Source organism: Rathayibacter sp. AC451 (assembly GCF_979253095.1).
Map to the genome: position 1 here is coordinate 2,046,182 of NZ_CEEDBD010000001.1, position 19,385 is coordinate 2,065,566.

Here is a 19,385-nt window from a genome sequence, read left to right on the forward strand (position 1 = left end):
GTCCTTTCGCCTTCTCCGCCCCCGGTGGTCACCCGCCGGACGGCCTCGATGCGACGCCGCGAACGCCACTGTAACGCTTCGGTCGCGATCGTGTAGATCGGTCCACATATTTTCGTAGATCGATTGACACGTTTCACGGAGCCGACGTATGTTCTCCCTGCATCGCCCGCCGACCGGCCTTCCGGACCGCAGCGGACGACCGCCCCGGGCACCCCCCGCAACGAAGAAGTTGTCTTTACATGGAGGTAAAGGATGTCGACCCGACAGAACCGGCGAGCAGTGCTCGCCCTCGGCGCAGGAGGAGCGGCCCTCGCTCTCGCGCTCACCGGCTGCAGCACCGGCGGCGGCGACTCCGCCGACGGATCCCAGCTCTCGATCCTCATCGACAACCAGGAGGCGACCGTCACGACGATGAACGCGCTCGTGGCGGCGTACCAGGAGGAGAACCCCGACGTCACGATCGACGTCGAGACCCGGCCGCAGGGCAGCGAGGGCGACAACGTCGTCAAGACGCGCCTCTCCACGGGCGAGATGAACGACCTGTTCTGGTACAACTCCGGCTCGCTGCTGAAGGCGATCAACCCGGACCAGAACCTCGTCGACCTCTCCGGCGAGGAGTGGGCGGGCAAGGTCGACGAGAACGCCGTCCGCGCGCTGTCGGGCGACGACGGCCTCTACGGCGTGCCGCTCGGGCAGTCGATGGCGGGCGCGATGCTCTACAACAAGGACGTCTACAGCGAGCTGGGCCTCAGCGTCCCGACCTCGTGGGAGGAGTTCGTCTCGAACGCGGAGGCCGTCAAGGCCGCCGGCACCGTCGCTCCCATCATCCAGACCTACGGCGACACCTGGACCTCGCAGCTGTTCCTGCTCGGCGACTTCGCCAACGTGCTCGCCGAGGACCCGGAGTGGGCCGAGTCGTACACGGCGAACGAGGCCAAGTACGTCGACGAGCCCGCCTTCGCCGGGTTCGAGCACCTCGAGCAGCTCAGTGAGGCCGGGCTGTTCAACGAGGACTTCGCGTCGGCGACCTACGACGACGGCGTCCGCATGATCGCCACGGGCGAGGGTGCGCACTACCCGATCCTGACCTTCGCCGCGCAGCCGCTGATGCTCAACTACCCGGACGACGCCGACAACGTCGGACTGTTCGCGATCCCCGGCGACGAGACCGACTCGCCGCTGACCGTGTGGCAGCCGTTCGGCGTCTACATCCCGAAGTCGACCGAGGGCGCCACGCTCGACGCGGCGAAGGAGTTCGCCGCCTGGCTGGCGACGCCCGAGAGCTGCGAGATCCAGAGCGAGACCACCGCTCCCCAGGGCCCGTACGTGATCGAGGGCTGCGCGCTCCCCGACGACGTGCCGCCGATGATCTCGGACATGCAGCCCTACTTCGACTCGGGCAACACGGGCCTGGCGCTCGAGTTCCTGTCGCCGATCAAGGGACCGGCGCTCGAGCAGATCACCGTCGCGGTGGGCTCGGGCATCACCCCGGCCGCCGAGGGCGCGAAGCAGTACGACGACGACGTGACCAAGCAGGCCAAGCAGCTGGGCCTCGAGGGCTGGTGACCGACGGGGCTCCACCGAGCCCCTGATCCCGGGGCGGCGCCCAGTGCGCCGCCCCCTTCCTTCTTCCTCTCGCCCGATCGACGGAGATCCGATGACCGCACTCACGCAGGAGCGCCCCGCCCCCGCGCCCGCCCGCTCCCCCGGGAAGCCTCCGCGGCGCCGGGCGATGAAGAGCCCCTACCCCACCTGGTTCTACCTGCCCGCCGGCGTCTTCTACGTGGTCCTGTTCCTCGTGCCGACGGCGGCCTCCCTCTACTTCTCCCTCACGCGGTGGACGCTGTTCGACTCGACCTTCATCGGTCTGGAGAACTTCGTCGAGTTCTTCCAGGACCCGGCGCTGACCACGGGCTTCGTCAACACCTTCATCTACGCGGCCATCACCTCGGGGCTGAAGATCGTGCTCGGGATGCTGCTCGGCCTCCTGCTCAGCTCGCAGATCATCGGACGCGGCTTCCTCCGCAGCGTCGTGTTCTTCCCCGTCCTCGTGTCGACGATCGGCATCGGCATCACGTTCAAGGTGCTGCTCGACCCCTTCGACGGCCTGATCAACCAGGGCCTCGCGACGATCGGCGTCGCCGGCCCGGGCTGGCTGACCGACCCGCAGTGGGCGCTGCTCTCGGTCGCCCTGGTCGACGTCTGGAAGGGCGTCGGACTCGCGACCCTCATCTACATCGCGGGCATCGTCGCGATCCCGCAGGACTACTTCGAGGCCGCCCGCGTCGACGGCGCGGGCGCCTGGCACAACTTCCGCCACATCACGCTGCCGCTGCTGCGCCCCGCGACGGTGACCGTGATCCTCCTCTCCCTCATCGGCGGGCTGCGCTCGTTCGACCTGATCTGGGCGATGACCAAGGGCGGCCCCGGCTTCACGAGCGACGTCGTCGCCTCGGTCATCTACAAGCAGTACCAGGCGGGCTTCTACGGTCTCTCGACCGCCGGCAACGTGATCCTCTTCCTCGTCGTGGCAGCGCTGATCTTCCCGCTCTCGGCCTGGCTCAACCGGAAGGACAAGGAGCTGTGACCACCACCCCGCTCACCCCGACTCCGCTCTCGACCGCCCCTCTCGAGGCCGACCCGCTCCGCGCCAAGGTGCGTCAGCGCGGTGTCGGCCGCGGCTCCCGCCTGTGGCGCTGGGGCGGAGGGATCACCGCGATCGTCCTCGCCGTCCTCGTGTTCATCGTCCCCTTCGTCTTCATCGTCCTCACCGCGTCCAAGACGCAGCAGGAGGCGTCCCTGCTGGGCTTCACGATGCCGACGCAGTGGAACTTCGTCGAGAACCTCCAGGAGGTCGTCTCGGCCCGGAACTTCGTGCTGCTGCGGGCCTTCGTCAACAGCGCGATCCTGACGATCGTCTCGGTCGCGGTCATGGTGGTGCTGGCCGCCATGGTCGGCTACGTGCTGCAGCGCCGCCGCTCCAGGTGGAACCCGCTCGTCAACGGACTCGTCCTCGCCGGCCTCATCATCCCGCCCGCCGTCGTCCCGACGATCTGGGTGCTGCAGGGCCTCGAGCTCTTCAAGACCCTCCCCGGCCTGATCGCGGTGCACATCGCCTTCGGACTCTCGTTCTGCATCCTCCTGTTCCGCGCCTTCGTCTCGACGATCCCGCGCGAGCTCGACGAGGCGGCGACGATCGACGGAGCCGGTCCGTTCCGCCTGTTCTTCACCGTGGTGCTGCCGCTGCTGAAGCCCGTCATCGTGACGGTGATCGTGGTGCAGGCGGTGACGGTGTTCAACGACTTCACCTACGCCCTGTACTTCCTGCCGGGCGACGAGAACGCGACCGTGCAGCTGACGCTGTACAACTTCTCCTCGCAGTCGGTGTCGTCGTGGAACCTCCTCTTCATGGACGTGCTGCTCATCACGATCCCGCCGCTGGTGATGTACATCTTCTTCAACCGCCAGATCGTGGCGGGCATGACCTCGGGAGCCGTCAAGGGATGACCCCGCGCACGGCCGGGGGGATCCGCGCGCACGCGCGGGCGGTCTCCCCGGACCCGGCGCCCGGGCACGCCGCTCCGTCAGCCGAGACCGTCTGGCTCTACGGCCCGGCGCAGTTCGAGCTCGGCCTCCTCGAGCGCATCGTCGCCGAGGGACGGGCGGCGGGGCGCTTCGTCGACTACTCCGACGACCACTGGCGCCCCGACCGGTGGACCGCGTTCCGGCTCCGCGACGCCGGGGCGGTGGAGATTCTGCCGGGAGGCGAGTGGACGGCCGCTGCGCCCGCCACCGCCCTCCCCACCGGATGGTCGGCACTCGACGCCGGTGGGCGGGATCTCGTCGTCACCGTCGGGGCCGAGGGAGCCGCCGCGCTGGCGGTCGGTGACGCGACCGGCTGGGAGGTCCTCGACGGGGACCGCTGGGTGCCGGCGCGAGTGCGGCCCGGTGGCGCGACTCCTCCGCACCTCGACGACGAACCCGTGGTGCGACTGCCGCTGGTCGCGAGCGCGGGACTGCTCGACGCGGGCCGCACCCTCCTCGGCCGCCCCGTGCTCACCTGCTCCGGCACTCCGCGCGTCGTCAGCGGGGAGTCGCGGGAGGAGGCGCTCTCGGACGCCGTGCCCGAGACGCGGCACGACGTCGTCGACCTGGGCGGCGGACGCTGGACCACGCGGCACCGGCTGGGCTTCCGCTTCCTCGCCGTGCACGACGCGGAGGTGACGGACGCCGCGGTGGACGCGTCGATCCGGCCCTCTCGACCGGCCGGTGCGTTCGCCTGCTCGGACGAGGGCCTGACGCGGATCGCGGCCGTCGCGTCCTGGACCCTGCGCACTTGCCTCCAGGGGCTCGTGCTCGACGGTGCCAAGCGCGACCGGATGCCGTGGATCGGCGACCAGGCGCTCGCCACCGCGGTGAACGCGTACACGGTCGCCGATCCGGCGATCGTCTGCGACGGTCTCGTCGCGCTGGGACGGCAGCGCCGCGGGTATGTGAACGGGCTCGCCGACTACTCCCTCTGGTGGGTGATCGGACAGGGGTTCCTGCAGCGCTTCTTCGGCGAGCGCGAGCACCTGGAGCGCGAGGCGGAGGGCGTCCACGCGTTCCTCGAGCGGCTCGCCGAGGAGGCGGGACCGGACGCCGTGCTGCGACCCCGACGCCCGGGCGGCTTCTCGGAGGAGACCGGCCCGGTGCTGATCGACTGGGGTGTCGAACCGGAACCGGGACGCGACTCGACCGCACTGCAGGCGCTCTGGTTCTGGGCGCTCTCGACAGGGGCGGATCTGCTCGCCCGCGTCGGCCACCCCGGCGAGCGCCGCTGGCGGGACCTCGCCGCGACCCTCCGCTCGACGCTCGAGGAGCGGGCGCGCGCGATCGGCGCGTGGAGCCGGTACCTCGACCAGCCCCAGGAGCACCGCGGCGCACCTCGCGTCGACGACCCGCACACGTGCTTCCTCGGTGCGCTCGCCGGTCTGATCGAGCCGACGGAGCCGGTCGTCGCGGCGATCCGCGCCGCCCGCCCGCGCACGCCCTGGATGGCGGCGTTCGCGCTCCGCGCTCTCGGTGCCGCGGGTCGTCGCCGCGAGGCGGTGGCACTCCTCCGCTCGCGCTGGATGCCGATGCTCGACGCGGGAGCCACGACCTTCTGGGAGGAGTTCCCCGGCGACGGCGAGCCCCTCGCGATGTACGGCCGACCCTTCGGCAGGAGCCTCGCTCACGCCTGGGGAGCCGGCCCCGCCGCGCTGCTGCCCGAGCTGGTGCTCGGCATCGCACCGCTCGCGGACGGCTGGTCGCGGATCGCCGTGGACCCGGAGCTCGGCGACCTCGACTGGGCGGCCGCCGTCGTGCCGACGCCGTTCGGCGACCTCGTGGTCTCGGCCGACCGGGGGTCGGTGGTGGTGGACGTCCCCGACGGCGCGGTGCTGCTGGCCGACGGCCGCGAGACTCCGGGCCCGGCGACGGTGGAGTGGACGCTCAGGGCCTGACGTCATCCCCCGCTCCGATCGGCCGGACCGCGCTCCGTGCGCCGCGCGAGGGCGTGGGGAGCACCGGGATCCGCGAGATCAGCGGGTCCGATCAGGCGGCGGAGCCACGTCGGCCGCCGCGAGCGCCGCAGCGCTCGTGCCCAGCGGACGTCGGAGCGGGCCTCTCGGATCGGATCGACCGCACGGAGCTCCCCCGCCCGCCACTCCTCGATGAGGACGACGGACGCGGTGACCAGGTGCAGTCGCCGCGGCGGCTCGCGATCCGGGTGCGCGTGGCCGACGCGGGTCCGGAGCAGCTGCTCGAGGCGCTCCGGGTCGGGCGCCGACCAGGTGCTGACGCCGGTGAGCCCACCGGGCAGCGGGAAGCGCTCGGTGACGTGGAGCGGAAGAGGTGAGGGGGAGGTCATCGTCGCCTTCGAGTAGCGGGTGGAGAGGGAGGACCGGATCCCCGGCGTCAGCGGCGCCGGGGATCCGATCGATCAGGGTCGTGCGGCGGTCGAGGCCGAGCGGAGTCGACGGGCGAGGAGGAGCCCGCCGCCGGTCAGCAGGAGCACCCCCGCTCCCAGCACTCCCGCTCCGCCCGCGACACCGGTCGACGCGAGCGCACCGGTCGATGCGAGCACCGTCGGGACGACTCCCACCGGGGGCACGGCGACCTGAGCGCAGGACGCCGCCGCCTCATCGGCGCACGGGTGGCCGACGCCGGTCGGCGCGAAGCCCGCGGGCAGATCATCGATCCGCGCGCGATTCGGGATCGTCCACGCGTCGACCCCGTCCGCCACGCGGCCGGTCACCCGGAACGTCGTCGAGGCGCCCGGAGCCAGGCTCAGCCCCTCGACCGAGAGGTCGGTGCTCGCGGGGCCGCCGTCCTGGGAGATCGTCACTCCCGACAGGTGGGCGAGCATGGGCACATCGACGAGGGTGAAGCCCTCCGCCGGGCGCGGTCCTGTGTTGCGGACCACGATCTCGAAGCCCGCGCGTCCTCCGTGCGCCACGGTGTCCTTCAGCGCCGTCTTCACGATCTCGAGACGCCCCTCGACTCCGGGCACGGGGATCTCGGCGCAGGAGGCGGTGGCGTCATCGGCGCACGGGTCCTCGACGACGGGCGGCTCGAAGCCCGGAGGCTGCTCGGTGATCGAGGCGCGGTTGGGCAGGGTCAGAGCGTCGTAGCCGTCGGCCACGCGCCCGCTGACGTGCAGGACGATCCGCCCTCCCGCCGGGATGCTGAGGCCCGTGACCGGCTCGGTGGCCGGCTGCGTTCCTCCGGTGCCGTTCTCGATCACGGCCTCGGTGAGATGCTCGAGGGTCGGGACGTCCCTCACCGTCACTCCGGTGGCGTCGACGGTGCCGGAGTTGCTCACGACGACGTCGAAGCCGGCCACGCCGCCGTGCTCGGCCGAGGGCTGGGACGCCGTCTTCCGGAGCCGGAGCTGCGCCTCGCCGACGGTGTGCGGCACGGTCGCGCACGGGTTCGCGTCGGTGCCGACGGTCGACTCAGACGGCTGGAACGGGGCCCCGGCGAGGCACGCCGTGTTCACGAGCGCCCGGTCGCCGTCGCCGCCGACGTGCAGCACGACGTCGAAGAGGAGCTCGGCGACCGTGCCGACGGGCAGCGTGCCCGCGGCCCACTCGATGCGCCCGGTCACGGGATCGATCGTCGCGGTGCCGTGGGAGGTGCGGATCGACGCCGCATCGAGATCGGCGTCGTCGAGGACCCCCTCGTCGAGGTGGTCGACGACCGCCGCGTCGACCACGTCGCCCGTGCCGTCCGAGGTGAGGGCGACCCGGTAGGGCACCCGACTGCCCGGCACGAGAGGGACGTCGGACGGCACCGACGAGGTCTTGGCGATCGTGACGTGGGGGCTCAGTGCTCCGAGCCCCGCCTCGGCGACCGCGCCGTCGGCCCCGTAGGACCAGTCGTCGATCGCACGGAGATCGCCGTAGGACCCGTGGACGGAGTCGTTGGCGTTGGGCGCACGACCGGCGCCGGAGTCGTCGCTGCGCCAGCGGTGCACACCGCCGCGCGAATCGGCCCCCGCGTCGCCGGAGACGGTCGGCGCGGTGACGGAGTAGCGCTCGGAGTTCGAGCCCGCGAGGAGGGAGTCGTCCCAGTGCACGGAGGCGGGATCACCGCCACCGCCGCTCGAGCGCACGATCGAGACGCCGCCGACCGAGGTCTCGGCGTCGACGCGCGTGAAGTGGAACTCGTTGGTGCGGCCGATCGAGGCGCGGAACCGGACGTCCGGATCGGCCGTGTCGACGGCGTCGCCCTGAGCGTCGAGGCCGTTCCAGTCGATCGAGAACGCACCGGGCCGGGCGAGGATCTCGGACAGGTGGACGTCTCGCTCCCCGTCGTAGGCGCCGTCGCCGTCGGCGTCGATGTCGACCGCCACGGTGCCCGGCTGGGTACCCAGCACCCCGGTGAGCGCCCCGGCGTTCGACCCGGAACCCGATCGGCGGTAGGCCAGCGACCCGATCGTCGGAGCCTCGTACGCCGGCGCGATCGACGCCGGCAGGTCGGCGGAGGGCGGGTCGAGGAAGAGCTTGTACGTCTGCAGGCCGTCGACGCCGGCGCGGCCTGACGGCTGCAGGTACTGCGCGCCGATCCCTCCCGCCTCGCTCGACTGCGGCATCGGCACCGAGAGGTACGAGGGGTCGGAGGAGCCGACCCGCACGTTGCCCTTGTTCGTCGCCTGCAGCGTGGACGCGACTCCGTCGTAGTCGCGCAGCGTCATGTCGTAGCGCGCACCCGTCTCGGTGACGGCGTGCAGGGTGAAGGAGGAGCTGCGCTCGTCGGCACTCGCGTAGCTCTCGCGAGCACCGGACTGGATCCCGTACGACGTGGACCACACCCTGCCCGCGATCGCCGCGCCGGACGATGACGCGACCCCGACGCTCCAGACGAGGTTCACGGGGGTCGCCACGTCGTCATCCGTGACGCTCACGCGGAACACGCCCGTCCGCTCCGCGACGAAGGACCCGCCCGCCGTCGTTCCGGGCGGGGCACCCCGCGGGAACACCTGCGAGTCGAGCACGGAACCGTCGGGTGCCGCGATCGCCGCCGTCCCGCCTCCCGTCTCGCCCTCGCCCGCTCCCGAGCCGCCCTTGAGCGGATGCAGATCGACCTGCAGCACCTCGCCCGCGCGGAGCCAGGCCGAGACCGTCGTGACCCCCTCGTTCGTCGCTCCGCCGTGGAGCAGGGTGTTGTCGATCGTGGTGCGCGGGGGCTCGCCCGCGGCCGCGGCGGGCAGTGCGAGCGCTCCCGAGCCCAGCAGCCCGCCGATGAGAGCGCATCCCGTCGCCGCCGCGGCGACCCGTCGGCGCCCCCTCCGACGGCCGGCCCGCCCCGCTCGTTCCGTTCTGCTCATCCGTAGTCCTCTCCTCAGCCGCTCGTGCGCATCCGCGCCGGCGACGGTCCGCTTCAGCCCCGTGGCAGGAGAGTAGTACCCATCCAGGTGTGGTGTCGGCGGCTCCCAGCCGACCTGTGGAGAACTCGCTCCACCGCGCGGAGGGGAGGAGGACCGCCGACAGCGACGCCACCGGAGGATCGTCCAGGCCCGCACCCGATCCGCCCATTCCTGAACGGCCGCGCTCCTCCCTAGCCTCGGCAGCATGGGATCCACCGCCGTCTCCTCCCCGCTCCTGCCCGCGCCCGCCGACGCCGCCGCCGTCCTCGCCGAGGGCGGCGCCGCGGTCTGGCACACGGTGTTGACACTGCCCACCTGGGCGCCGGAGGAGCCGAGCCGGCTGCCGATGTTCCTCGACCGCCGCGTCTACCAGGGCTCGAGCGGACGCGTGTACCCGCTGCCGTACATCGACCGCATCACCGCGGAGCCCGTCGACCGCGACTGGAGCGCCGTCGTGCTCGAGAACGAGTTCGTGCAGGTCGTCGTCCTGCCCGAGCTCGGCGGGCGGATCCACTCCGGCCACGACAAGACCACCGGCTACGACTTCTTCTACCGCAACGGCGTGATCAAGCCCGCCCTCGTGGGCCTCGCCGGACCCTGGATCAGCGGCGGGGTCGAGTTCAACTGGCCGCAGCACCACCGCCCGGGCACCTTCCTCCCCACGCGGCACGAGATCGAGCGCGCCGTGGACGGCTCCGTCGTCGTGTGGTGCGGCGACCACGACCCGCTCAGCCGCATGAAGGGCCTGCACGGCGTGCGCTTGCGCCCGGGATCCAGCGTCGTCGAGCTCGACGTGCGCCTGCACAACCGCACCCGCGAGCGCCGCACCTTCCTCTGGTGGGCCAACGTCGCCGCGCGCGTGCACGACGACTACCAGTCCTTCTTCCCGCGCGACGTGCAGCACGTCGCCGACCACGCGCGCCGGGCGATCACCGCTTTCCCCGCGGCCGACCGCCCCTACTACGGCGTCGACTACCCGGCGAGGGCCGCCGACGAGCCCGGGGCCGACCGCCTCGACTTCTACCGGAACATCCCCGTGCCCACCTCCTACATGGTGCTGCGCACCGAGGACTCGTTCTTCGGCGGCTACGACCACCGGGCCGGAGCCGGCTTCGTGCACTGGGCCGACCGCCGCTTCGCGCCCGGGAAGAAGCAGTGGACCTGGGGCGACGCGCCCTTCGGCCACGCCTGGGACGCGCAGCTGACCGACGAGGACGGACCCTACGTGGAGCTGATGGCGGGCGTCTTCACCGACAACCAGCCCGACTTCTCGTGGCTGATGCCCGGCGAGACGAAGACGTTCTCGCAGTACTGGTTCCCGATCAGCGGCATCGGAGTGGCGCACCAGGCCACCCGTGGGACCGCCGTGCACCTGGACGTGGAGGGCGGCCGGATCCGGATCGGAGTGGCGGTCACCCGGTCGCACCCCGGTGCCGTCGTCGAGCTGCGAGCGGCGGGCGCCGTGCTCGAGTCCTGGACCGTCGATCTCGCGCCCGGAGCGCCGCTCGTGGCCGACGTTTCCACCTCGCGACCCGGGCCCGAGGGCCTCTCGCTGGTCGTCCGCGCCGAGGGTGAGACCCTGCTCTCCTACGAGGTCCCGGAGTCGGCGGCCCAGGAGGAGCCCGCGACGGCGACCGAGCCCCCGTCACCCCGAGAGGCCGCGTCGGTCGACGAGCTGCATCTGATCGGCGTCCACCTCGCGCAGTACCGGCACCCGACGCGCTCCCCGCTGCCCTACTGGCAGGAGGCGCTGCGCCGGGATCCCGGGCACGCGCAGGTCCGTCTCGCCCTCGCCGACCACGCCTACCGCCGCGGCGAGTACGCCGAGGCGCTGGAGCACTGCGACGCGTCGCTCCGTCGTCTGACCGCGCTGAACGGCAACCCCGCCGACACCGAGGCGATGCACCTGCGCGGACTGGTCCTCGTGCGCCTCGGACGACTCCGCGAGGCCGCCGCCGCCTTCGGCAAGGCCGCCTGGGACGGGAAGTGGGCGCACGCGGCGCTCGTCGAGAGCGCGTGCCTGCTCGCCTCGGCGGGCGATCACTCCGCCGCCCTCGACGACCTGCGCACCGCCCTCCGCCTCGACACCGACGACCTGCGCGCCCGCGCACTCGCGACCGTCTGCCTCCGCGCCCTCGATCGCGACGACGAGGCGACGCGGCTGCTCCGCGAGACGCTGCGCACCGATCCGCTCGACCAGCTCGCCCGCACCCTCGACGGCCGCGACCCCGAGGACCCCTTCGAGCGGATCGACGTGGCGCTCGACCTGGCCTCGTTCGGCGAGGCGGCTGAGGCGGAGCGACTGCTCGCGTCGGTCCTGCACGGGGCGCCGGCACCGGAGGGGGCCGGCAGCGCCGCGGCGATCGCCGGCTACCTGCTCGGCCACCTCCTCGAGCGGCGCGGCCTCGCCGAGGAGGCGGCCCTCGCGCGCCGGGACGCCGCGGCGGCCGATGCCGTGCGCGCCTTCCCCGCCGGCCTCGATGCGCACGACGCGCTCACCGCGGCGATCGTCGCCGACCCCTCCGACCTCCGCGCGCGCTCGCTGCTCGGCATGCTCCTCTACGACGCCGGCCGCCGCGGCGAGGCGGCCGAGCAGTGGCGCCGCGCGATCGAGGGCGGCAGCACCGACGCGGTCACCCACCGCAACGCGGGGCTCTCGGCCTGCAACGACGCGGGCGACGACGACGCGGCGTGGTCCTTCTACCTCCGCGCGCGGGAGCTCGCCCCCGACGACGCCCGGATCCTCTACGAGCTCGACCAGCTCGCCGCCCGCCTCGGGCACGGGGACCGGCTCGAGCGGCTCGACCGCGAGCTGCCCCTCGTGCTCTCGCGCGACGATCTCACGGTCGGATACGCGGAGCTGCTCACCTCGGCCGGCCGGGCCGCGGAGGCGCTGGACCTGCTCGAATCGCGGCGCTTCCAGCCCTGGGAGGGCGGGGAGGGGCGCGCACTCGCGGCCTGGGACGCCGCCCGCACCGCCCTGGGCCTTCCCCTGGGCACTCCCCCCGTGAGTCTCGGCGAGGCGCGACCGCAGTTCACCGCGCCCGCCGCCGTGCGCGAGGACGGCTCGACCGACTACTTCGCGACGAGCCTGCCCGAGCTGCTGCTGTTCAACCGCGAGTGAGCGCGGGAAGGGCGGACGGCCCTTCCCGCGCCGGCCCTACTCCCCCGTGAACAGCGCGTTGCACTCCACCTGCAGGGCGGCGTCGTCCCACATCGGGTGCTGCGGAGCCGCGTTCGAGCAGACGATCGAGCCCCACGCACCGACGCGCCGCGACTCCGCCATCGCGAGTCGGCAGTACTCGGCGCCGATCGGCCCCTCCTCGAAGCGCCCCTCGAGCGGCGTGTAGCCGACCCAGCCCTCGCCGAAGACGAGCGGAACGCCGCGCATCGCCGCGTGGTCGGCCGCGACCGCGATCCACTGGCGCAGCGTCGAGCGCATCTCGAGGTGGTGCCGGTCGTAGTGCTCCTCGAGCCAGCGGTCGATGGCGGAGGCGTCGCCCCAGTCGTGCGCGTAGATCTCGCCCCGGCCCACGATCGTGGCCGTCAGCTTCCACTGCGACTCGGGCGGCAGCGTCCACTCGGCGATCGGAGGGGCGCCGGGCAGCAGGAAGGCCCGCTCGGCGCGCTCCTGCTCGAACCCCTCGAGAGGCCCGCGCAGGCCGAACTCGCGGATCATCTCGTTGAGCACCCCGTAGATGTAGGGGTGCAGCGCCAGCACGTCCGAGTTCCACGGGATCCCGCGCATGCCGCCGACGGGCACGTGCGCGTAGTTCACCGCGCACGGCACTCCCGGTGCGAGCTCGTGGAACCGGTCGATGCCGCGGGTCAGTCGCGGAGCGAGCGCGACGGTCGCCGCGTCGATGTCGGCGAGGTCGACGTCGAGCCCCTCGGTCAGATGGCCGGCCTGCACCTCGTTGTGCAGCTCGACGTAGGCGATGCGGTCGTCGAGCTCGTGCTCCGCGGCGAACGCGACGAGGGCGGCCTGCGCCTCGGCGAGCCGCACGGCCCGATCCTCCGGGTCCACCGCCATCAGGGCGTCGAACCAGTCGCGCTCGAGGGCGAAGGAGGAGGACTGCTGGTACTCCCACGACGACACGATCACGAACACGCCGTGGCGGCGGGCCGCCTCGAGCAGCGCGAGCAGGTGCGCGCGCCCGTCGAGCACCGTCTCCTCCTTCACGTCGTACCAGCGCACGCGCTGCGCGTAGTCGCCGCCGAGCGGGCCGAGCCGCAGCGCGCTCGTGTCGAGTCCCGAGCCGAAGAGGAGGAACGGCATCGCACAGATGCGGATCGTGTTGTACCCGCGCTCGAGGGCGCCGGCGAAGGCCGCGTCGAGGTCCTCGAACGGCTCGCCCGGCCCCGTCCGGACGTACCAGGAGAAGTCCCAGAGAGTGATCGTGAGCTTCTCGGGCAGATGGGCGGGCAGCGGGACCGGCGAGTAGCGGGAGTCGGGGTGCAGGGCGGAGCTCGGAGCCGTCATGGCGCCAGCCTAGGCAGCGGTCCGCGCCGATCCCATGGCGGATCGGACGGGCCCTGCTGGACGATCCTCCGGTGCTCCTACACTCGGTGACGTGACGATGACGGACGGATTCCTCGGGCAGAGGCTGCGGGTCCTCCCGGCGCCACTGGTGCAGCGGGCCCTGACCGAGCCGATCACCGACCGGCTCCTCGTGACGGATGCTGGACACTTCCCGCACGCACTCGCGCACAGCCGCAGCCGGCCGAGCGGGGCGGAGGAGGCGATCGTCATCCTCTGCACGGCCGGTCGCGGCCGGGTGCGGACGGGCGACGCGACCTCCGCCGTCGCCTCCGGGCAGGCCGTCGTGATCCCGGCCTCGGTGCCGCACCACTACGGAGCCGACCCCGCCGACCCGTGGTCGATCTGGTGGCTGCACGTGCGGGGAGCGGACGCGCCGGCCCTCGTCGAGGCCGTCCTCGGCGGCTCCCCCTCCCCCGTCGTCCCCGTCGGCGACGCCTTCGCCGCCAAGGCCCTGATCGAGCAGGCCGTCCTCGCACTCGAGCGCGACGAGACCGCCTCGAGCCTGTACCGCGCGAGCGGAGCCGCGTTCCACCTCCTCGCGCAGCTCGCCGCCGACCGCTCCCGCGGCCCCGTCGAGTCCGGCGACCGCATCCGCCTGGCACAGGAGCACCTCCGCGAGCACTTCGCCTCGCCGACGAGCCTCACCGAGCTCGCCGCCCTGGCGGGTCTCAGCCCCTCGCACTTCTCGGCGCTGTTCACCCGCGCGACCGGCCTCGGCGCGGTGGAGTACGTGAAGCGGCTGCGCAGTGCGCGCGCCCGCGAGCTCCTCGTCACGACCGACGACTCCGTCGCCGAGATCGCCCGCGCGGTCGGCTACTCCGACGCCTTCTACTTCTCACGCCAGTTCCGCGCCGTCGCCGGCACGAGCCCGTCGCAGTACCGGGCGGACTACCGCGCCCAGGAGTGACGCGTCCCCGCCGAGGGGACATCGATCCCCGGCACCTGGACATCGGCTGCCCGCAGTCCTAGCCTGCCCGCATCGGCGTTCCCGCCGTCGCGGTCGGAGAAGCGGACCGCTCGATCCGTCTTCGGCTCCGCCCGCACCCCGAGTGCAAAGGAGCACCTCGTGAACAAGCGCCACCTCATTGCAGCGACCGCAGCCGTCGCCGCCACCACCCTCGGTCTCGCCCCCGCCGCGCAGGCCGCCCCCTCCCCCTCTCCTTCGTCTCCGTCACCGACCGGGCCACGGGCCTGGTCTCGCCGCTGAGCTTCGCCGTCGACGATCGCGGCACCGCCTTCGTCGCGCAGAACTTCGCCGGACTGCTCACGAAGGTCGCGCCCGACGGCAGCACGTCGATCGCCGCCGCCGCCCCCGGCTCCGAGATCGGCTCGGTCTCGGTCCGCGGCTCCACCGTCTACTACACCGAGGGGATCCAGGAGCAGGGAGTCGCACTGCTGAAGTCGATCCCGACCGGGGGCGGCGCGCCGACCGTGCTCGCCGACCTCGGCGCCTACGAGACGAGCGCGAACCCCGACGCCGGGAGCACCTACGGCTTCGTCGACCTGCCGTCGGACTGCGCCGCGCAGCTGCCCGGGCCGGCCTCCTACTCGGGGGTCGTGGACGTGCACCCGTACGCCTCGACCGCCACGGCCGCCGGCGTCTACGTGGCCGACGCCGCCGGCAACGCGATCGTGAAGGTGGCGCCGAACGGATCGGTCTCGACCGTCGCCGTCCTGCCGCCGACTGCACCGGTCGTCGTCACCGCGGAAGCGGCCGCGGCGAACGGGTTCCCCGCCTGCACCGTCGGCTCCCGCTACTCCTTCGAGCCCGTCCCGACCGACGTCGAGGTGGGCCCCGGAGGGCAGCTGTACGTCACCTCGCTGCCCGGCGGCCCCGAGGACGCGAGCCTGGGCGCCCGCGGCTCCGTGCTGAAGGTCGACCCGGCCACAGGAGCGGTCCGGACCGTCGCCACGGGGCTGATCAGCGCCACCGGCCTCGCCGTCGACCGCGTCACCGGCACGATCGCGGTGACCGAGCTGTTCGGAGGAGCGCAGGGCACGGGCCGCGTCGCCCTGATCCTGCCGCGCACGTCGACGCCGATCACCGGTCTCGACGTCACCTCACCCGCCGCGATCGAGCTGAAGAACGGCGCTCTCTACGTGGCGCGCAACGCGTTCGTGATCTCGCCCGAGGGCGCTCCGCAGCCCATCGGAACCCTCACCGTCGCGAAGCTGACGGGCGCGGGAGCCCGCATGACCGCGGCCGACTGAGCACCGGCGGGTCCGCGGAGGAGTGGAGTCCCCGCGGGCCCGCCGCCGATTCGCGGAGGGGCCGCCCGCCGTGTATAGTCGTACCTCGTTGCGTGCGCCCCCCGGGGCCACGCGATGGACTGCGCCCGTAGCTCAACGGATAGAGCATCTGACTACGGATCAGAAGGTTGGGGGTTCGAATCCCTCCGGGCGCACTCGGAATCCAGACCACTCGGTGGTTCGGAGCCACCGAGTACTGGTTGAGACAGTGCACCGCACACAAGTGCCACTCGCGAGAGTGCTGGAAGGCCCGCTTCGGCGGGCCTTCCGTGGTTCCGGGCGTACGTTTCGCGCCAATCGCAGAACGCCCGGTACTCCTCGGAGGGGACGAAGACACCGCCGGCCATGCGCTCCGGATCGTCGGTCTCGCCGGTCAGGAACGCGATGGTCGTGTCGAGCGCCGCCGCGATCGCCTCCACGTCCTTGAGATACCAGCGCGTCTTCCCGTGCATTTTCTGGCTCAGGTAGGTGCGCTGGATGCCTGACGCCCGTGCGAGGGATGCCATCGTCATACGTCGTCGGAACGCCAGGAGCGTGATGCGCTCCGGGGTCGCGGCGTGGTCACCGCCCGGGATGCTGAAAACGTTGCTCATGCGCCAACTCTCGCCGAGAAAGTGAGGATTGTCCACCTTGGCGCTACCGTCTGGCTCATGCGTAACGAATGCTTACACATAGGTCAGAAGCAGAACGGTCAGCAGCCAACCGGCGATCGATCCCGAGCCAACCATGGCCGTTGAGTCCGAGGTTGTCCGACCAGAGTTGACCTTCGAGCGCGAGTTCGGCCAGTACCGGAACTGGTGGACTCGCGACCGACGAGTCGTCGGCAACGCCCTGAGCATCTATCTGTATCTCCTGAGCCATCGTCGCGACTACGCAATCACGCAAGCTCGCGCGCAGCGGGACCTCGGGCTCGGCAAGGATGCGTTTCTCGCAGCGCGACGGCGGCTCGAGAGTGCTGGATACCTCCGCGCAGAGACCGTTCGCTGGCCAGCAGGGTCCGTCGATGAGGCCGGCAAGAAGATCGGTGGCCAGCCCCGGAAGCTCGTCTTCCACGTGCTGGACCCTGAACCAGCCGCCGACCAAGCGGACCAGGCCAAGGAGGGAAACCCGACAACGGGTCGGGCTTCGATTCTCGCGGTGGACGAGCCGGACGAGTCGGGGGCTGGTAGGTCGAGCGCACGATCCACGGACGACGATCTCCCGAAAGCCATAAGCCGAGGAGGAATACCCGCACACGGATCGACCGAAGTCCGGTCACCCGCCGCGGAGCAACCGACAACGGGCCATCCCGCCCTTAAGAAAGACCATTCTCAAGAACACCCCTCGAGAAGAATCTCATCATCTCGACTATCGAAAGTGCCTGCGCCCACTTCGGAGTACACCGACGAGACGGGCGAACTGCTACGTCAATTGCATCCGAGGCTGGATCGATCGCGACTCGAGAGGAAGCTGCTCGATTTGCGTTCCGCTGGTCTCCTTCACAATGGCGTTCAGATGATCGATCTTCTTCAGGCTTCCAGCGCCATCCTCGGTAGAGCGCGAGCGACTGTGGTCGACCCAGTCGCGTTCGTGGCTGCGGGAATCGAAGCAAGCCCGTACGAGTGGCTTCGAGCGGCCGACGACCGCGAACGCCCGGCCCCCCGCGAGACGACGAACGCGCTCTGTGCCACGAAAGGACACCTCTGGGAAAGGCATGGCTGGTGCCGACGATGCAGCGCTCAGTCCCCCTGGTGCGGCGGGTGCGACTCGACGACGCGACTGGTGCGTTCGGGTGACGTCTGGGTTCCCTGCCCTGCATGCGAGAGCACCCTCGAGGGCCTTCAGGCGCAGGCCAACACTGTCGCCGAGCACTGACGAAGTGCGGGCCGTCCATGGGCGGCTGCTCGAGGACCGAACCGAATCCGAGATGCAGTAGCTACCGCACTACTTGATGAAGGACCTACTGAAGTGAGTACTTGCACATGAACCACAAGACGCTGGCATTCGTCAACCCGAAAGGCGGAACAGGGAAGACGACGTCGACTGCTTTCGTCTCTCATCAGCTCGCCAGCACCGATCGCGCCGTCCTCATGGTGGATGCCGACCCTCAGGGCTCTCTTCTTCGATGGAGCGAGAGTGCGGCATGGGCTATCCCGACGATCGCACTGCCGGTCCGGAACTTGGACTCTCGCCTCGGCGGCATCGTGCCGCCCGGTGTAGAGATAGTCGTCGTGGACACTCCACCGACCGATGACCAGCGAGGCATCACCGCGGCAGCGATCCGGAGTGCTGATGTCCTGGTCGTCCCCATGGCGCCCACGTTGCTCGATTTTGAAAGGCTCAAAGACGTCTCAGCACTCATCGAACTCGAGCGTGCTAACCGACCTGAAGCCTCGAGGACGGTCGTGCTGCTGAACCGAACAGTCACGAACGCTCGATCGACGCGGATGTACCGTGAGATCATCACCGAGCTCGGACATCAGGTTCTCGAGTCGGAAGTAGCCCGAAGAGAAGTGGTCGCACAATCCTTCGGGTCTCGAGTTGCATTCGGTTCTGTATTCGAGGCCGTTGCGCGCGAGGTCGCTGAACTACTGGAGTTGCCGTGAACTCGTCCGCGCAGCACTTGGCCGAGCGACTTCGCGACGCCGCCCGCACACCTTCCGCGACCGTCGAGCCGGCGCGCGCACTACCAGCAGGGCCTCCGATCCGGACAAAACCGATCAGGGTGACGGCGGATCTGCCGCCGAGTACCTATCGAACCTTGAACGCGCTGACGCAAGATCTGGCGGCCGCGCTAGCTCGACCTCGAGTGCATCAAGTAGAGGTCATCCGGGCTCTCATCGAGCTCGCGGGGGACGGATCACCATTAGCTCAGCAGATACGTGATGCAGTAGTGCAGCAAGTCCGTAGATGAACGACTGCCACCAGCTACTGTCCGGGTGGGCAGCGACGTCACGACTGCGGTGGCGCGGACCACTTCTGCAGGGCGAGCACCAGGACGTCGAGTCGAGCGCGATCCAGCACGTACTCCTGCCGATGCCAATCACCCGTCGAGGCTTGAAGTGCGCGTACGCGAAGAACGCCGAGGCTTCTGAGCCCGGCCAGGTGGAACTGGAGGGTCTTCAGATTGACGCTGAGCGCGCTTGCGATCGCTCCTCTGGTCGACGGCCCGCTCTGCACCAGGAAGTCGATGATCGCCAGCCGGACCCGGTTGCCGAACGCATCCGAGGCTGCAAGCACGTCGTCGGGAAGTTCGAAGGAATCTCGGGTTGTCACACGCCAAGTTTCGCGGACACTACGCAACGATCGACGAGCGACTCTAGGATAATTCTATGATCCTCAAGCTTGCCGCCCCAGTCCACCTAGACGCTCCCCCTTCAGACATCCTGATCCGGGCGGTGATCCTTGCACCTCCTCTCCGACTCGACTCGGGAGACCGGGCGTTCCCCATCGCGGCCAGTCGCTCCCGTGACGTCGTTCTCGGCGAGGTGCGAGTAGACGAGCGGCTCATGGCTCCAACCCAGTTCGCCGAGCACGAGGAGTGGTGGATCGAAGGGGTCGTGGAGTTTGTGCGCAACCGGAACACGGCAGTAGACGAGGACATCGCCCCCGGGCTTGTCACGATCTTCGCCATCGAGGCGGAGCGCGTTGGATTGGAGCCTGATCTGTCCGGCCGGAGCTGACTCCGGCAGGTTCGAGGGTCTCTACATCTGAAGCCGG

Annotated in this window: 16 protein-coding genes and 1 tRNA gene; 11 read left to right on the plus strand and 6 right to left on the minus strand. The window is 70.9% G+C overall.

Annotated features, from left to right (window positions below; genetic code table 11):
- Window positions 1-252: 252 nt before the first annotated feature.
- The 4 genes from AC0CID_RS09795 (at window position 253) to AC0CID_RS09810 (ending at window position 5,486) form a co-directional block, all read left to right on the plus strand.
- Window positions 253-1,566 (plus strand): ABC transporter substrate-binding protein, encoded by a 1,314-nt coding sequence (locus AC0CID_RS09795; protein WP_465226644.1) that lies wholly within the window; start codon window positions 253-255, stop codon window positions 1,564-1,566.
- Between the two features lie 91 nt (window positions 1,567-1,657).
- Window positions 1,658-2,587, plus strand: coding sequence for a carbohydrate ABC transporter permease (locus AC0CID_RS09800; RefSeq protein WP_465226645.1), 930 nt, complete (start codon window positions 1,658-1,660; stop codon window positions 2,585-2,587).
- 68 nt (window positions 2,588-2,655) lie between these two features.
- Window positions 2,656-3,507 carry a carbohydrate ABC transporter permease gene (locus tag AC0CID_RS09805; protein ID WP_465228075.1) on the plus strand — a complete coding sequence of 284 codons (852 nt, stop codon included), beginning with the start codon at window positions 2,656-2,658 and terminating at the stop codon, window positions 3,505-3,507.
- Window positions 3,504-5,486 carry an alpha-L-rhamnosidase-related protein gene (locus AC0CID_RS09810; protein WP_465226646.1) on the plus strand — a complete coding sequence of 661 codons (1,983 nt, stop codon included), beginning with the start codon at window positions 3,504-3,506 and terminating at the stop codon, window positions 5,484-5,486. Before AC0CID_RS09805 ends, AC0CID_RS09810 begins: the two co-directional genes overlap by 4 nt.
- Window positions 5,487-5,488: 2 nt before the next feature.
- Here the strand turns inward: AC0CID_RS09810 and AC0CID_RS09815 are convergent, their stop codons facing one another.
- Window positions 5,489-5,893, minus strand: a complete 405-nt coding sequence (locus tag AC0CID_RS09815) for a hypothetical protein (protein WP_465226647.1) — start codon at window positions 5,891-5,893, stop codon at window positions 5,489-5,491.
- Between the two features lie 72 nt (window positions 5,894-5,965).
- Entirely contained in the window at window positions 5,966-8,854 is a 2,889-nt protein-coding gene (locus AC0CID_RS09820) for a DUF7927 domain-containing protein (protein WP_465226648.1), read from the minus strand.
- Between the two features lie 244 nt (window positions 8,855-9,098).
- Between AC0CID_RS09820 and AC0CID_RS09825 the strand changes: the two genes are divergently transcribed.
- On the plus strand, window positions 9,099-12,017 hold the full coding sequence (locus AC0CID_RS09825; protein ID WP_465226649.1) for a DUF5107 domain-containing protein: 2,919 nt from the start codon (window positions 9,099-9,101) through the stop codon (window positions 12,015-12,017).
- Window positions 12,018-12,053: 36 nt separating this feature from the next.
- On the opposite strand, the gene AC0CID_RS09830 is transcribed toward AC0CID_RS09825, so the two are convergent.
- Complete coding sequence (locus tag AC0CID_RS09830; protein WP_465226650.1) at window positions 12,054-13,376, minus strand: cellulase-like family protein; 1,323 nt, start codon at window positions 13,374-13,376, stop codon at window positions 12,054-12,056.
- 97 nt (window positions 13,377-13,473) lie between these two features.
- Here AC0CID_RS09830 and AC0CID_RS09835 point away from each other — a divergent pair, with 97 nt between their 5' ends.
- The 4 genes from AC0CID_RS09835 to AC0CID_RS09850 all read left to right on the plus strand — a co-directional run bounded on the left by AC0CID_RS09835 (window position 13,474) and on the right by AC0CID_RS09850 (window position 15,841).
- Window positions 13,474-14,343, plus strand: coding sequence for a helix-turn-helix domain-containing protein (locus tag AC0CID_RS09835; RefSeq protein WP_465228076.1), 870 nt, complete (start codon window positions 13,474-13,476; stop codon window positions 14,341-14,343).
- A 159-nt stretch (window positions 14,344-14,502) separates the two neighbouring features.
- Window positions 14,503-14,643 carry a hypothetical protein gene (locus AC0CID_RS09840; RefSeq protein WP_465226651.1) on the plus strand — a complete coding sequence of 47 codons (141 nt, stop codon included), beginning with the start codon at window positions 14,503-14,505 and terminating at the stop codon, window positions 14,641-14,643.
- Window positions 14,640-15,647, plus strand: coding sequence for a ScyD/ScyE family protein (locus AC0CID_RS09845; RefSeq protein ID WP_465228077.1), 1,008 nt, complete (start codon window positions 14,640-14,642; stop codon window positions 15,645-15,647). Before AC0CID_RS09840 ends, AC0CID_RS09845 begins: the two co-directional genes overlap by 4 nt.
- Window positions 15,648-15,768: 121 nt before the next feature.
- Window positions 15,769-15,841 (plus strand) — tRNA-Arg (locus tag AC0CID_RS09850).
- On the opposite strand, the gene AC0CID_RS09855 is transcribed toward AC0CID_RS09850, so the two are convergent.
- Together AC0CID_RS09855 and AC0CID_RS09860 are read right to left on the minus strand one after the other, a co-directional pair.
- On the minus strand, window positions 15,800-16,279 hold the full coding sequence (locus AC0CID_RS09855) for a helix-turn-helix domain-containing protein (protein WP_465228078.1): 480 nt from the start codon (window positions 16,277-16,279) through the stop codon (window positions 15,800-15,802). The genes AC0CID_RS09850 and AC0CID_RS09855 overlap by 42 nt on opposite strands.
- Window positions 16,280-16,334: 55 nt before the next feature.
- A complete protein-coding gene (locus AC0CID_RS09860) occupies window positions 16,335-16,739 on the minus strand; it encodes a hypothetical protein (RefSeq protein ID WP_465226652.1) in 405 nt (134 codons plus the stop codon).
- A 908-nt stretch (window positions 16,740-17,647) separates the two neighbouring features.
- Here AC0CID_RS09860 and AC0CID_RS09865 point away from each other — a divergent pair.
- Window positions 17,648-18,271 carry a nucleotide-binding protein gene (locus AC0CID_RS09865; protein WP_465226653.1) on the plus strand — a complete coding sequence of 208 codons (624 nt, stop codon included), beginning with the start codon at window positions 17,648-17,650 and terminating at the stop codon, window positions 18,269-18,271.
- Window positions 18,272-18,617: 346 nt separating this feature from the next.
- Here the strand turns inward: AC0CID_RS09865 and AC0CID_RS09870 are convergent, their stop codons facing one another.
- A complete protein-coding gene (locus AC0CID_RS09870) occupies window positions 18,618-18,941 on the minus strand; it encodes a winged helix-turn-helix domain-containing protein (RefSeq protein WP_465226654.1) in 324 nt (107 codons plus the stop codon).
- Window positions 18,942-18,997: 56 nt separating this feature from the next.
- Between AC0CID_RS09870 and AC0CID_RS09875 the strand changes: the two genes are divergently transcribed.
- The gene (locus AC0CID_RS09875; RefSeq protein WP_465226655.1) at window positions 18,998-19,348 is read left to right on the plus strand and encodes a hypothetical protein; all 351 of its coding nucleotides are present in this window, start codon (window positions 18,998-19,000) and stop codon (window positions 19,346-19,348) included.
- Window positions 19,349-19,385: the final 37 nt, after the last annotated feature.